General features: G+C 69.7%; 13 protein-coding genes. 9 read left to right on the top strand and 4 right to left on the bottom strand.

Annotated features, from left to right (window positions below; genetic code table 11):
- Positions 1-373: 373 nt before the first annotated feature.
- From ABEA10_RS34760 to ABEA10_RS34745, 4 genes are all read right to left on the bottom strand, one after another.
- Positions 374-961, bottom strand: a complete 588-nt coding sequence (locus tag ABEA10_RS34760; protein ID WP_345471248.1) for a DUF4240 domain-containing protein — start codon at positions 959-961, stop codon at positions 374-376.
- An 83-nt stretch (positions 962-1,044) separates the two neighbouring features.
- Complete coding sequence (locus ABEA10_RS34755; protein WP_345471246.1) at positions 1,045-1,491, bottom strand: hypothetical protein; 447 nt, start codon at positions 1,489-1,491, stop codon at positions 1,045-1,047.
- A gap of 259 nt (positions 1,492-1,750) precedes the next feature.
- The gene (locus ABEA10_RS34750; protein ID WP_345471244.1) at positions 1,751-2,722 is read right to left on the bottom strand and encodes a trimeric intracellular cation channel family protein; all 972 of its coding nucleotides are present in this window, start codon (positions 2,720-2,722) and stop codon (positions 1,751-1,753) included.
- Positions 2,723-2,893: 171 nt separating this feature from the next.
- A complete protein-coding gene (locus ABEA10_RS34745) occupies positions 2,894-3,721 on the bottom strand; it encodes an enoyl-CoA hydratase/isomerase family protein (protein ID WP_345471242.1) in 828 nt (275 codons plus the stop codon).
- Between the two features lie 123 nt (positions 3,722-3,844).
- On the opposite strand from ABEA10_RS34745, the gene ABEA10_RS34740 reads away from it, so the two are divergent.
- The 9 genes from ABEA10_RS34740 to ABEA10_RS34700 all read left to right on the top strand — a co-directional run bounded on the left by ABEA10_RS34740 (position 3,845) and on the right by ABEA10_RS34700 (position 13,979).
- The gene (locus ABEA10_RS34740; protein WP_345471239.1) at positions 3,845-4,252 is read left to right on the top strand and encodes a winged helix-turn-helix transcriptional regulator; all 408 of its coding nucleotides are present in this window, start codon (positions 3,845-3,847) and stop codon (positions 4,250-4,252) included.
- Between the two features lie 173 nt (positions 4,253-4,425).
- Positions 4,426-7,263, top strand: coding sequence for an ATP-binding protein (locus tag ABEA10_RS34735; RefSeq protein WP_345471237.1), 2,838 nt, complete (start codon positions 4,426-4,428; stop codon positions 7,261-7,263).
- Between the two features lie 257 nt (positions 7,264-7,520).
- Positions 7,521-7,889, top strand: coding sequence for a WXG100 family type VII secretion target (locus tag ABEA10_RS34730; protein WP_329252663.1), 369 nt, complete (start codon positions 7,521-7,523; stop codon positions 7,887-7,889).
- 32 nt (positions 7,890-7,921) lie between these two features.
- Positions 7,922-8,236: a WXG100 family type VII secretion target gene (locus tag ABEA10_RS34725; protein WP_345471233.1), complete on the top strand. Its 315-nt coding sequence runs from the start codon at positions 7,922-7,924 to the stop codon at positions 8,234-8,236.
- 64 nt (positions 8,237-8,300) lie between these two features.
- Positions 8,301-9,659 carry an EsaB/YukD family protein gene (locus ABEA10_RS34720; RefSeq protein WP_345471231.1) on the top strand — a complete coding sequence of 453 codons (1,359 nt, stop codon included), beginning with the start codon at positions 8,301-8,303 and terminating at the stop codon, positions 9,657-9,659.
- 4 nt (positions 9,660-9,663) lie between these two features.
- Positions 9,664-12,396, top strand: coding sequence for a right-handed parallel beta-helix repeat-containing protein (locus ABEA10_RS34715; protein ID WP_345471229.1), 2,733 nt, complete (start codon positions 9,664-9,666; stop codon positions 12,394-12,396).
- Between the two features lie 40 nt (positions 12,397-12,436).
- Complete coding sequence (locus tag ABEA10_RS34710) at positions 12,437-13,066, top strand: hypothetical protein (protein ID WP_345471227.1); 630 nt, start codon at positions 12,437-12,439, stop codon at positions 13,064-13,066.
- A 70-nt stretch (positions 13,067-13,136) separates the two neighbouring features.
- Positions 13,137-13,466 (top strand): WXG100 family type VII secretion target, encoded by a 330-nt coding sequence (locus tag ABEA10_RS34705; RefSeq protein WP_345471225.1) that lies wholly within the window; start codon positions 13,137-13,139, stop codon positions 13,464-13,466.
- 30 nt (positions 13,467-13,496) lie between these two features.
- Positions 13,497-13,979 carry a WXG100 family type VII secretion target gene (locus tag ABEA10_RS34700; protein WP_345471223.1) on the top strand — a complete coding sequence of 161 codons (483 nt, stop codon included), beginning with the start codon at positions 13,497-13,499 and terminating at the stop codon, positions 13,977-13,979.
- The last annotated feature ends 56 nt before the right edge of the window (positions 13,980-14,035 follow it).

Genomic DNA, 14,035 nt, shown 5'->3' with positions numbered 1-14,035 from the left:
CGGTGGGGTGCCGGACGGCTGCCCGGTCGCTTCCTCGGACGGGCTCCAGGTTTGTGTCGTCTCGTACCCCGGCGCGGGCGCCGGAGAAGGGAACCGCCGACGGCTGTCGGGGCCGCTGTTCGAAGGTCGCGGCTCGGATGACGTCACGGGCGAAAAGCCTCCCAACACGACAGGTGCGCGAGGAGACCGAATCAATTCCATGCTCGAATTTCAGTGCGTCGGCATCGACCCGGTCTCCTGGGTCTCCGTTGAGATCGGATTCCGCGGCACCAGGCCCACGGCTCCCGATCGTGGTCACCTGGAAGAGTCCGGCGCCGACACACAAGCGCAACCAGAGCCGATCACCCGGCCGGGGTGGGGCGGGACCGGAAGGTCAGGCCTTCAGGCGTTGCCGGCGCGGGAAAAGGCTGGTGAGTCGTGGTAGGCGTTGTTGGATTTCGGCAAGGCTATCGGGGTCCCATCGAGGGTCGAGGGGGTGAGGGCCGGAGGGTCGGTGATGGCCGCGTGCGGCCAGTGCCTCGTCGACGCTGTCCTCCCGACCGCTGATCCGGTCGTAGGCGCGGCCGGCTACGTAGGCGAGTTCTTCCCATTGCGGCCACTCGGCGCCGGCCCATTCGCCGGGGCTGCGGCCCGCCAGAGTACGCACAGCGGGAATGTCGACGAGGTTGTCGGGGTCCTCGGCGGCGTGCTGCCACGACTGTCGGCCCTGGCCGATCAACCACGGCTGGAAATACCAGAACCCGTCGCCGCTGCACAGGCCGTCCATGATCTGGTGGGCGGCGCCCCACATGGCATGGGTGTCGAGCGGGCGGCGCGCGGTGTCCAGCTGGATCTGGAAGTCCACGATGTGGGTTCGCGGGATGCGGCTGAGCCGGTACTCCAACCAGCGGGTGCGTTGGTCGCGGTCAGTCGTCTCGCGGCCTGATCGTTCGAGAAACCGCCAGAACTCCTCGATGTCCATGCCGACGACGGTAACGACTGCTCCCGCACGAGATCCGCGTCAAGGCCGTCAGCCCCGGTTCTGCGAAAGGGCTCAGATTTCGGCTACTGATCGAGACTCCGTGCGTGGTGGAGAGCGTCGTTGATGAGTCGGGTAAGGCGCTCCTTCCCCTCAGCCGCGGGGATTTCGCTCTGCCAGGCGCTGACGGACTGCCAGCCGTGATCGGAGAGCGGGGGTATGGGGTCCTGCGTTTCGAGGCCGTCGGGGAGTTGCGGCAGTCTGACCATCAGCCAGCTGGTTCCGAGGGCGACGGCGGCGACGATTCCGTTGGTCGCCAGGGCGGGAACGCCGAACAGCGGAATGACCGGGATGCCGTCCGGTGCGAGTTCCCCGAGCCGTTCCAGCAGGTCGGGATGGGTGTGAAGTTGCCATTCGTCGATGGCGTAGGTGGAGTCGACCGGCGATGTGGGGCGGCGGGCTTGCGCTCGCAGATAGCCGAGCAGCACGCGGTTGGCTGGATGGTCGGCCACCTCGAGGCTATTTCCTCCCATGACCGTCAGCGTAGATTCCGCATGCCGCGGTGCCCATCGCCGGGAGCTCACCTTCCAGAGAGTGAAGGGTTTCCCGGGTCGGGCCGCTGGCGGTCTATCTCTTGGGCGAGCACGGTGATCATGTCGTTGACCGCGCGGCTACTGCGTCATCGAGTGCGGACAGCATTCCGGTCCGATGTCTCGCCAGGCAGTAGCCGCAGACAGGTTCGGCGAGGAAGCCCAGGCCCATGTAGCGGCGGATGGCGGTGCTACCTACGGGTCAGCAGGCCGGCGGAGGATGCTGGGCTCGCGTAGAAGAGGAAATCCTGCCGGTGAGGGGCGTGTCGGTAGCGGCGTCGAACTGGACACCCGGCAGTCCGTAAGGCGTCTTGTGCAGACCGGGGACCTGTGCCCGGGCGGGTGGGGGCGGCGCAGGGAACGGAACCACCGGAGGCGCCCCGTGCGTCGGTCGTGGCTCGGGAAACCGTGGCCGTGCCGATGGCTCCGGAGAACGGAACTGAAGCGTCGCATGCTCCGCATGCGCCGGCCAGGTGCCGGGGGCGGGAACGGGTCCCTGCGGTGTGGGCACCTGGCGCATGCCCGCGAACGGGTTGCGCCAGACGTAGGCGCGCAAGGTGTGCCACCGGTAGCGCAGTGCCATCAGCCGGACGGCGAAGGCCACGACCGCGGCGGCGCCCGCGGTGACCGCGTTCAGTTCCCCGATGGCGGACAGCAGGGCGACCGTCCCGGCACCGACCAGAGCCGGCAGAACATAAAGGTCACGGTTCCACCGAAGTGCGGGCGGCGGTTCGTTCGCGATGACATTGGCGAGGATTCCACCGCCCACAGCGCTGCCCACGCCGAGGGTCGTGGCGGCGAACAGGTTGAGACCGAAGCTGAGCGCCTTCGTCGTACCGGTAACGCTGAAGAGGGCCAGAGCGGCCGCGTCGAGCAGATCGTACGCGCGGAAGAGCAGCTCACCGCGATGCGCTCGCGCGGTGAAGAAGACGATGAACGCGGCGGCCAACGGAGCAAGGTAATAGCCGACATCGGTGAAGGCCACCGGAGTCGTACGGATCACCAGGTCCCTGAACAAGCCACCACCAAGGCCCGCCGCTTCCGCCAAGAGGGCGGCGCCGAAGATATTGAAGTCCTTGCTGACGGCGAGCAGCGCCCCGGACAACGCGAACGCGAAAATGCCGATCCAATCCATGAAGTACTGGACCGTCTGCCACAGGTCCCCGGTAGCCATGAAAAGCTTTCTCCTGCGAAGTCATCACTGTCGGACGGCCATTCGCCACGGATGTTCCTCCGCGGCACCCCGGGAGCTTTCCGATGGGGCTCGATCGTCGTTTCGGTACAGCAGGAGCACGGTTGGCGATCATCAGCCGAAAAGGTTGTGTTCCTTGACGTTCCCAGGGCTCTATCCGGCCAGGTTTCGCATCAGGGCCTCCAAATCGCGTTCGCCGTCGCGGGTTTGGGCGCCCGCGGCCAGGCCGCCGCTGATCAACTGCCCCGCCACGGGACGGACGATGAGGCCGGCCCAGGCGTCGTTCTCCCGTACCAGGCCCGCGGCCAGGTCGTCGGGGGCGATCGCCCGCTTGGCCGCGGCGATCACGCCCTCCGGCAGGGCCGCGATGTTCCGGGCGATTCGGTCGACGAACGCGTCCAGTTCGTCGGCGGGCAGGGCCCGGTTGATCCAGCCGTAGCGCTCGGCGAGCTCCGCGTCGAACAGCTCGGCGCCGAGCACCGCCTCCAGCGCACGACTGCGCCCGACCTTGGCGGCGAGGTACTGCGTGCCTCCGCCACCCGGGACGATGCCCATGAGCGCCTCGATCTGGCCGAGCCCGGCGCGGCCGATCGCCGCGAAGGCCAGGTCCGCGGCGGCGACGAACTCCGCTCCGCCGCCGCGCGCCTTCCCGGCGAGCTTGACGATGGTCACCTGCGGCTGGCGCCGCAGCATCTCCCCGACGGCCTGGAAAACGTTCACACCGTCCGGGGCGGCGGCCGCGAGCCCGGCCAGCGCGTCCGGCGTGGAGGTCATGTCGACGTGCGCGATGAAGAACTCCGGGTCGGCGCTGTCGAACACGATCACCCGCACCGACCCGTCGTCGCGCAATGCGGTCAGCAGGTCCCGCAGGTCGGTCATGAGCGCGACGTCCAGCACATTCACCGGCGGGTTGTCGATCGTGACGCGGGCGATGCCGGCTTCGTCGGCGACACGAAGAGTCTGGTAACCGCCATAGACCACGAGAGAGCTCCTGTACGTATCTGGCAGGCATCTTGGTTCCTGATGTATACCTAGGGTGATTCGGGCCGTCACCTGCGTCAATAACGCACTTTGAGCATCCCAGGGATCCTGGAGGATACCGTTATGGCCGCTTCCGAGACCGGCGCCGGCGCCATCTACCGAACCGTCGCGGGCAGCGACATCGCTTTCCGGGCTGACTGCCCGAGCCGCCCGATTCTCGACCAGATCGCCGACAAATGGTCGATGATGGTCATGGCCGTGCTCGAGAGACCATGCCGGTTCAACGAGATCAAGCGCCGCCTCGAAGGCGTGACCCAGCGAGTCCTGACGCAGACCCTGCGCCGCCTCGAACGCAACGGCATGATCGAGCGCCGTGTCCTGCCGACCTCACCGGTCGGGGTCGAATACTCCCTGACCCCGCTCGGCGAATCCCTGCGCGAGCCGTTCGGCCGGCTCTACGACTGGACGGTCGACCACGCCGAGGAGATCCGAGCACGCCAGAGCGACTACGACAGACGCAGCCGGAAGTGAGCGTTCGACGCGGTCGCGAGCAGGAAGGCGCCCACGCGTGACTTCCGCGGTGGGTTCGTCCCCCGTGCGAGCTACCCCGAGTGCGCACCACAAGGTGACGTTTTCGAGGCGGTCGGATTCGTAGCGTGGTCGTACGTGCGGCCTCCGGCCGCGGAATCTCGCAAGGGGTCGGCATGCGACTGTTGAAATATTCTCGGGCGGCGGAGCTCGCGGCGGTCGGCCGGACGCTGCGTGCTGCGGCGTCCGGGCAGGGCGGCACGGTCCTGATCCGCGGCGAGGCGGGCATCGGCAAGACGGAACTCATCGAACGGGCGCTGGACCGGGCGGCGGGTCTGTGGCGGCTCCGCACCGGCGGGAGGGAGTTCGAGACCGAACTCCCGTTCACCGGGCTGCACGATCTGTGCCGGCCGCTGCTCCCGTGGCTGGAGACGCTGCCCGGCCCGCAGCGAACCGCTCTGGAAGTGGCGTTCGCACTGCGGGAGGGCACGATGCCCGACCGCTTCCGGGTCGGCCTGGCGGTGCTCGGCCTGCTGTCGGCCGCCGCCCGTGAGCAGCCGATCGTCTGCGTGGTGGATGACGCGCAGTGGCTCGACCACGCCTCGGCGGAGGCCCTCGCGTTCGTGGCGCGCCGGATCGAGCACGACCCGATCGCGCTCCTGTTCGCCGTCCGCGAGCCCGGAGTGCCGAACCTGCTCGACGGGCTGCCCGAGCTCACCCTCACCGGGCTCGGCAATGACGACGCGCTCGCGCTGCTGGCCTCCCAGCTGCACACACCGTTGGACGAGCGGATCCGCGACCAGATCATGGCCGAGGCACGTGGCAACCCCCTGGCCCTGCTCGAGCTGTCACGGAGCGTGGGCACGGGGGAACTGGCCGGCGGCTTCGGCCTGCCCAGAGCGCTCCCGGTGCCCGCGCGCATCGAGGCCGCGTACCGCGAGCGCCAGGCCGCCCTCCCGCAGGACACCCGGTGGCTGCTCTTGCTGGCGGCGGCCGAGCCTCTCGGCGATCCGGTGTTGCTGTGGCGCGCGGCCGAGCAACTCGGCGTCGGAAGCGAGGCGGCCGACCCAGCCGAGGCCGCCGGCCTGCTGGACATCGGCGTCCGCGTACGGTTCCGGCATCCGCTGGTCCGGTCGGCCATCTACCGGGCGGCTTCGCCGGACGACCGCCGTACGGTGCACCGTGCGCTGGCCCACGTCATCGACCCGCTCGTGGACCCGGACCACCGGGCGTGGCACCGCGCCCAGTCGGTGCTCCTGCCCGATGAGGACATCGCGGCCGAACTCGAACGCGCCGCCGATCGCGCGTCCGGCCGCGGTGGCGTCGCCGCCGCGGCCGGGTTCCTCGAACGCGCCACCGCGCTGACCCCCGACCCGGGTAGGCGGGCCGTACGTGCCCTGAACGCGGCGGGTCTCAAGTACTGGGCCGGAGACAACGAAGCCGCGACCGGCCTGCTGGCGATCGGGAAGACGGGTCCGGGGGACGAACGGCATCAGGCGCTCGTCGAACTGCTGGCCGCGCGGATCTCCGTCAACCATGGGCCCCGGAGCAAGGATCCAGCCCCGCTGCTGGACGCGGCGCGGAAGCTGGAGGCCCATGACCGGCCGATGGCCCGCCAGACCTATATCGGTGCGTTCGTCACGGCGATGCGCGCCGGCCGTCTCGGCCCCCCGGGACTGTTGACCGACACCGCACGTCAGCTGGCGAAAGCGCTGGAGGAAGGTGCGAGCGAGTCCTCGGAACCGCCGGACCTCTTGCTGAAGGCGCTGATCACGCGGGCGATCGAGGGCTCTACGGCGGCCATTCCGTCACTGCGGAGGGCCGTCGGTGCCTTCTTGTCCGAGACCGAGCAGGGGGATGACTTCTACCACTGGGTGGCGCTGGCCGGCGCGACGGCGATGGACCTGTGGGAGCACGACGCCTGGCGCACGCTCTCCGAACGCCAGGTGCGGTTCATCCGCCGTACCGGCATGCTCCTCGCGCTGCCGAGCGCATTGCACTACCTCGCCTACGCGCACGTCCTCGCCGGTGAGTTCCAGGACGCCGAGGCGCTGATCGCCGAGGCCGTCACGATCGACCCCACCGGAAACCCGAGCGGCCCGCCGTTCGCGGACCTGGCGCTCCGCGCCTGGCGCGGTGACCAGGAGGGAACCGCCGCGTTGGTCGAGCAGTTGATCGGCCCGGCTCGTGAAGGCGGCGAGGGCCACAGCCTGTCGGTGATCGATGGTGCGAACGCGGTGCTCTACAACGGCCTCGGCCGGTACGACGCCGCCTCCGAGGCGGCAGCGGAGGTCTGCCGGCACGACGAGCTGGGATTCTCGGCGTTCATCTCGCCCGAGCTGATAGAGGCCGCCGCACGCAGCGGGCGGCACCGGCTCGCCAAGCCGGTGCTGGAGAACTTCGCCGAACGGACCGAGGCGAGCGGCACCGACCTGGCCATCGGCCTGCAGATGTACGCGCGTGCCCTGCTCGCCGACGGGCCCGGCGCCGAGGACCTCTACCGGAAGGCGATCGACCGGCTGTCCCGTACCCGCGCGGCGGTCTATCTCGCCCGGGCCCACCTGGTCTATGGAGAGTGGCTGCGCCGTGAGGCGAGACGCGGTGACGCCCGGGCCCAGCTGCGCATCGCCTACGAGAAACTGTCCGGGATGGGCGCCGCCGGGTTCGCCGAACGCGCCGCGCGTGAACTGTCCGCCTGCGGTGAGCGCCCGCACCGGCCGGCCGCCCCGCCGCGCGACCTGCTCACCCCGCAGGAACTCCAGATCGCCCGCCTCGTCGCCGGCGGCGCGACCTCCAAGGAGGCCGCCGAACAGCTCTTCCTGAGCCCGCGAACCGTCCACGCCCACCTGCGCAACATCTTCAAGAAACTCGGGATCACCTCCCGCCTGCAACTGCGCGACCTGCCGCTGGACCTGCCAGAGGAGCCCCGCCCGGCCCCGGACCCGATTCCCGGCGACGGCCCGGAGGAACCAGATGACTCTCACGAGGCGGACCATCTCGCTGACGGAGGGTAGGCATTGCCGATGAGGGCCGAATAGGCAACGTTGCCGATATCCCCGCCTCCTCGGGCGAAGCCATACTCGATCTGTGCCCGCCCCACGGCCCGGCGAGTGTGCGCGCACCGGCGGTGCCGTCCCACTGCCGAAGATCGCCGGGCGGGACGAGAACCGCGCGAGCGCACGACCGGACGAGCCGCGGCTTCTCGAAAGGCCGAGCGGCCGAGCGGCCGATTTGCTTCCACGAACACCTTCTCCGTGAAAGGCGAGCCGTCATGGCGAACGAACCGTCGGTGACCGTGGGTGGCGTGACGTACCACGTCACTCCGGAGTATCTGGCCACTGCGGCATCGGACACGAGAAGCGTGGCGGAAGAGATCAGAGGGGAACTGGCGGAGATCAAGACCTACGTCAACAGCCTCGAGGAGGTCTGGAGGGGCATCGCGCACGACCGCTTCGTGGCGCTGATGGCCGAGTACGACATCCTCGCGACCATGCTGCACGACGCCCTGACGGGCATCGCGAGCGGGCTGCACGGCAACTACGTCAACTACCGCGACTCCGAGCAGCAGAACATCACCAACCTGCAGAACATCGAGGCGGGCATGCCGGGCGGCCATACCGCCGTGGCCAACCTGAGCTGACGGCGCCCTGCGCAACCTGAGGAGAGCGGATCATGGCCGACATCGACGGCAGCGACATCTACGTCGGCGAGGGGCTGGGTGCCGCCGGCGGCTGGCTCAACGGGCGCGCCGGGGAGATCGCGGACGAGCTGGAGACCTTGAAGAGCAAGCTCTCGCCGTTGCAGGAGGCGTGGACGCAGAGCCAGGCGGCAACGTACTACCAGGACCTGCAGCAGGAGTGGAACATCGCCGCCGAGGGGCTCTTCGGCCCGGAGGGAGTCCTGGGCCAGATCGCCCATGCCATGAACGTCAACTGGGGCAACTACACCGAGGCCGAGTGGTCGAACATCCAGACGTGGAAGCACTGACCACGGCCACGGACCTTCACTTGAGCGCGTAGGGCGATGAACACGAGGAAGCGAGGATCTTCCGGTGGCCGATGAGCGGTGCCGGATCACCGTCGTGGGCGAGCGCCGGAGCGTGGACCTGGCGGTGTCGGCGGACGCACCGATCGCGGAGTACGCCCCGATGCTGGCCGACATGTGCGGGCAGCCGGACTCGGACGCCATGCCCGCGGCCTGGTCGCTCGCGCCGGCCGGGGGCGCTCCGTTCGAACCGGGCCAGTCACTCGGCGCCGTCGGCGTACTGGACGGCGAGACGCTGTACCTGCGGGACGTGCTCCAAGGCGAGCTCGACGGCCCGGTCGTCGCCGACATCGCCGAGCAGGTCGCCGAACTCGACGATGACGGCATCGAGTGGAACGCCCGGACGCGCGCGTACACCACGCTCGCTCTCGGGCTCCTGGTCGCGCTGGCCGGGGCCGGCACGCTCGGCTTCGGCGCGTACGACGTGCCCGTGCTCGCGCCGGTGCTGTTCGCGACCGGTGTGGCCTCAGCGGTGCTCGCCCGGGTGGCCGGGGCGAAGGTGTGGCCGGTGCCGAGGGGACTGCGGCTGGCTCTGGCCACGGCCGCCTGCCCGTTCCTGGCGTTCGCGGCCCTGGCGCTGCCGCTGTCGGGCACGACGTCGCTGGTCGCCGTCTCGGTCACCGCGTCCCTCGGAGCGTTCGCGGCCTATCTGGCCGTCCCGGCGATCACCACGCTGGTCCTGCAGATGATCTGCGGGCCGGCGATGGTTCTGGCGATCTCGCTCGCGGCCCTGCGCGCCGATCAGGTCGAGGCCGCGGCCGTGGTCGCGGTGGTGGTGTTCTTCCTCCTCGGCGTGCTGCCCAGGATCGCGGCGCAGGCGGCGGCCGTGCCGCCCGGCACCGTGCAGACGGAGGACGTCGAGGCCTCGGTACGGCGGATCCAGCGGCTGCTGGTCTTTCTGAACGCTGTGTGCTGCGTGGCGATGGGCGTCTGCCTCGTGGTCCTGAGCGGTTCCGGTGACTGGTTCGCGCTCGGGCTCGTGCTGTGCCTGGGCCTGGCACTGCTGTGCCGCGCGAGCTCGTCACGGCTGCGCGGGGTCGTGGCGGCCGTCCTGGCCAGTGGCGCGATCGGCCTGACGGCACTCGCGCTGCGGTCGTCCGGCCACCTCTTCGGGCCGCGGGGTCACCTGACCACCGCGCACGTCCCCGGCTGGTCGGCTCCGTCGGTGACGCTCGCGGCCGGCGTCGTGGTGGTGTGGTGGGGCCTGGTGCTGTGCTTCCGCAGCTCGTTGCAGAGCGCCGACCTCGCCGAGCGCCGGAGCTGGCCGGGACCGCTCGCAGGCTTCCTGGGCGCACTGAGCATTCCGCTGGCCGTCGGTGTGTTCGGCGTCTTCGACGCGCTGATGAAGGCCGGCGGAAGGATGTGACGCCGTGCTGACGAAAAGGCCCCTCCGGGAGCGGGTCGCCCCCGGATGGGGCGCGCACAGCACGATCGGCGCGGCCGTGCGCGCCGCCGCCGAGGGCGCCGTCGTATCGGTGCACCCGGGTGACTACCGGGAGAGCCTCGTCCTGGACCGGAACGTCACCGTCGTCGCGGAGAAGGGGCCGGGCACGGTGCGGATCACCGCACCCCACGGCCCCGCCGTCACCCTGCACGGCGGCCAGGTCGTACTCCGCGACCTGACCATCGCGCCCGCCACGTCCTCCGACACGGCGATCCTCATCCGCGGTGGGACGCCGGCGCTGCACGGATGCGAGATCGACGGCGGCCGGGTCGAGGTCACCGGCGACGCCGTGGCCTCGCTCAAGGACTGCGCCGTCCACGGCACCGACGGAGCGGCGGTCCGGCTGACCGGGACGAGCCGTACGGTGCTGGAGGACTGCGTCGTACGGTCCGCCGGCGGCGACGGCGTCGCGGCGGACGACGAGGCCCGCGTCGAATGCGCCGGGACGCTCATCGAGCACACCGCCGGCCGCGGTGCCCACCTGTCCGGAGCCGCCCGTGGCCGGTTCACCCGCTGCGAGGCGCGCGATACAGGGGCCGCCGCCATCCACGCCGAGGGCCGGTCCGCGCTGGTGGTGCGCGACTGCCGTCTGTACGACACGGGCGCCCAGGGCCTGCGGCTGAGCGGTACGGCCGGGAGCCGCGCGCCGGCCGACGGCGACCGTGCGCGCCCGCGCGACGCCGCGTCCGCCGAGGAACCCGATATGTCCCGTTCGCACGCGATCCTGCTCGGGCGGTGCGAGATCTTCCGTACGGCGGGTGCTGGCGTGCTCGCCGAGGACGAGGCGGCGGCGGTTTTCGACGACTGCCACATCCACGACACGCGGCGGGCGGGCATCCTCGTGACCGGGACCGGAGCGCTGGAGCTGGACGCCGTTCGCATCGTCGACGTCGCCGACAGCGGGCTCGCGGTGACCGGCGGGGCCACCGTCCGCGTCCGGGGCGGCGAGATCGCCCGTATCGGGGCCAACGGCCTGTACGCGGCCGGTGAGGCGGACATCGCACTGACCGACCACGAGGTCCACGACACCGCGTACACGGCCGTCCACCTCGCCGGCGGGGCGCGTGCCGCGCTGACCGAATGCCGGATCCGTGACACCCCCGAGTACGGCGTCCGGGTATGCGAGCGGACCGAGGCGACCCTGGAGGATACGCGGATCCAGGACGCCGGGATGACGGGCGTGTTCGTGGACGGCGGCGACGCGGTCCTTCGCGGCTGCCGGGTGTCACGCGCTCAGACCGGCCTCGACCTGCGGACGACCCACCGGCCGTTCGTGGCCGGCTGCGAGATCTGCGACGTCGCCGAGATCGGGATTCAGGTCGGTCCCGGCGGCGGAGCCGTCATCGAGGCCACACGCATCCAGCGCACCGGGTCGACGGGCGTGTTCCTGGACGCCGGCAGCGTCGTACGGATCGACGACTGCACGATGACCGGTGTCGAGGGCACCGGCCTGTACGCCGGTGCCGACGCCCGGCCGCGCGTTCGCGGTCTGACCGTCGAGCGGCCCGCTCGCAACGGCGTGTTCGTCGGGGGGAAGGCGTCGGGTCTGTTCGAGGACTGCCGGATCTCCGACGCCGGGTATCCGGCGATCTACCTGGAGGCGGAGGCCGCCCCGGTGCTGCGCCGCTGCCACGTGTCCGGTGGCGACCACGACCTGGTGGTGTGCGACGGGGCCGAGCCCGTCATCGAGGACTGCCGGTCGGACGGGGTCCGTGACGCCGCCCTGCCGCAGGGCGACGGCGCCGCGCCGTCCGCGCGTACGGCGACGGCCGTCCGCGGGCCGGCCATGGGAAGTGGTTCCGAAGCCGCGGCAGAGGACGAGACGGACAAGGCGCCCGAGGAACGGCTCGCGGAGCTGCGCGCCGAGCTGGACCGGCTGGTGGGCCTGGACGGGGTCAAGCGCGACATCGTCGGCCTGACCAAGCTGATGCAGATGGTGAAGGTCCGCCAGGAGGCGGGGCTGCCACCGCCGCCGCTGTCGCGTCACCTCGTCTTCGCCGGGAACCCGGGCACGGGCAAGACCACGGTCGCGCGGCTGTACGGGGGGTTCCTGCACGCGCTCGGCCTGCTGGAACGCGGTCACCTGGTGGAGGCCGACCGGGGTGACCTGGTGGGGGAGTACGTCGGGCACACCGCGCCCAAGACGCAGGCGGTGTTCCGCCGGGCGCTGGGCGGGGTGCTGTTCATCGACGAGGCGTACTCGCTGGTGCCGTACGGGCAGAGCAACGACTTCGGGCAGGAGGCGATCTCCACGCTGGTGAAGCTGATGGAGGACCACCGCGACGACGTCGTGGTGATCGTCGCCGGTTATCCGGAGGAGATGCGGCGCTTCCTGGCCTCCAACGCGGGGCTGGGCTCGCGGTTCACCCGCACTCTGACGTTCGACGACTACGCGTCCGACGAGCTCGTGCGGATCGTGCGCTACCACGCCGACCAACACGAGTACGAGTGTCCCGAGGGGACCGTCGAGGCGCTGCACCGGTTCTTCGAGGACCTGCCCCGGGGCGAGCAGTTCGGCAACGGCCGCACCGCCCGGCAGGTCTTCCAGCTGATGACCGAGCGCCATGCGATGCGGATCGCCGACGACCTGACGGCCGAAGACGCCCGCGACCTGACGACCCTTCTCCCGGAGGATCTGCCGCCGGCACAGGCGGTGTGAGGCCCGACTCCGAGAACTTCGCCAGTGAGAAGGAGGACCCGTGGAAAAACCGATCACCTCGAAATACGACAACCACCCGTTCGATCCGAACGACCACAGCCACGATAACGACACCACCACTTCGCTTGACCTGGGGAACACCGATTCTCCTGAGCTCAAGGTCGCCTGGAAGAACCGCCCGTCCTTCAACACCGACCCGAAGTTCTCCCAAGATGATGGGGGAAGTGGGAACCCGCCCCCCACCTATGACCACGACGCGGAGGATTTCTCGGTCGATTTCGATAAGCTCGGCAGCTCGGTCAACACGATGCTGACCAAGTCCCGGGCGCTGGTCACCCAGTACGAGAACCTGCGTTCGCATGTTCTGTCTTCGGAGGGAACCGTTTTCGGGCAGACCTCCATGCTGCCGGGCAGCAGTGGGGTGTACGACTCGTACTCGCATTCGTGGGGCAAGGGCCATGACCCGGCTCCCACGGTATTTCAGAAGCCGGCGCAGGAATTCGCCGCGCAAATGAATCCCGCCCAGCAGAAGACGCTGCAGTCCATCGGCGCCGCGCTCGAGCTCTTCGGTGAGTACATCGCCCTCGTGAACCACTCGGGTCAGGTCTACGCCGCCGCCGACCGGCATTCGCTGTTCCCCGCGCCGCCGGCCAACGGGGTCACCGGCTGATACGCCGGCGGCACCGCGTCGCCCGGGTCCGGGCCCGGACCGTTCAGACCATCGGAATAAGGAGAACATCGTGGCGGACACCGGCGGAGGAGGACAGGCCCGGGGCGACACCGAATTCATGGTCGCTCTGCAGGCGTTGCTGAACGCCATCGCCACCGTCCAGCGGGAGAGGGACAACATCTCCAAGACCCTCGAGCAGATCGAAACCAGGATGAGTCACCTGGCCTTCTACTGGAAGGGGCCTGCCTACGACTCATTCGACCCGATCGAAACTTGGTACACCAGTGCCACCTTCGATCTGATGGGCCTCCTTGACGAGATAATCGCCCGGATGCAAAAGGTCTACGACAACTACCATCGAGCCGAGTCTGTGAACGCCGCTAACGTGACGCCCGCCTAAGCCGCGAATCCGAACGAGGAGGTGCCATCAATGGCCACCACCGACTACGACCACCTGAAGAACATGGCGATCGGGCCGTGGGGAATGCACGACACGGCGACCGCACTGCACGATCTCGCGCAGAATGTCGCGGACTCCGTCAGCCGGATCAAAACCACCCTGGAGTCGCTGACACTCAACGACTGGGTGGGCAAGACCCAGCAGGAGGCGGCTGACTTCAACAACCAGTGGCACACGGTCATGGGCCAGATGTTCGGTAGCGAGGAAAAGCCGGAGAACGGCGTGCTGCCCGCCATGGCCGGCGGGATCGCCACCGCGGTCTACAACTACGACCAGGCCGAGTTCGGCCTCGTCGATGCCTGGAACAAGTTCGCCGGCAAGTTCACCGACGGGTCAGGCCACCCATGGCGCCGCACCCAACCCCTCCGTGACAGCAATCCTCCCGCTCCGCCGGACGTGATGGACACGAACAAGACCGCCATCACGGCCGACTACCCGCCGTTCAAGTCCTGATCGCGGTCGCCGGCGCGCGGCGGACCACGTCCGCGTCCGCCGCCGCGACGATCTCA

It is taken from the genome of Actinoallomurus oryzae (genome assembly GCF_039541955.1).
GTDB lineage: Bacteria > Actinomycetota > Actinomycetes > Streptosporangiales > Streptosporangiaceae > Actinoallomurus > Actinoallomurus oryzae.
Note: the sequence above shows the minus strand (reverse complement) of the source record. Positions and strands in the feature narration are given on the sequence as shown.

Coding starts and splice junctions, on each gene's coding strand:
- ABEA10_RS34700 (WP_345471223.1), top strand. CDS start 13,497: ATGGCCACCACCGACTACGACCACCTGAAGAACATGGCGATCGGGCCG.
- ABEA10_RS34740 (WP_345471239.1), top strand. CDS start 3,845: ATGGCCGCTTCCGAGACCGGCGCCGGCGCCATCTACCGAACCGTCGCG.
- ABEA10_RS34760 (WP_345471248.1), bottom strand. CDS start 961: ATGGACATCGAGGAGTTCTGGCGGTTTCTCGAACGATCAGGCCGCGAG.
- ABEA10_RS34735 (WP_345471237.1), top strand. CDS start 4,426: ATGCGACTGTTGAAATATTCTCGGGCGGCGGAGCTCGCGGCGGTCGGC.
- ABEA10_RS34725 (WP_345471233.1), top strand. CDS start 7,922: ATGGCCGACATCGACGGCAGCGACATCTACGTCGGCGAGGGGCTGGGT.
- ABEA10_RS34750 (WP_345471244.1), bottom strand. CDS start 2,722: ATGGCTACCGGGGACCTGTGGCAGACGGTCCAGTACTTCATGGATTGG.
- ABEA10_RS34730 (WP_329252663.1), top strand. CDS start 7,521: ATGGCGAACGAACCGTCGGTGACCGTGGGTGGCGTGACGTACCACGTC.
- ABEA10_RS34755 (WP_345471246.1), bottom strand. CDS start 1,491: ATGGGAGGAAATAGCCTCGAGGTGGCCGACCATCCAGCCAACCGCGTG.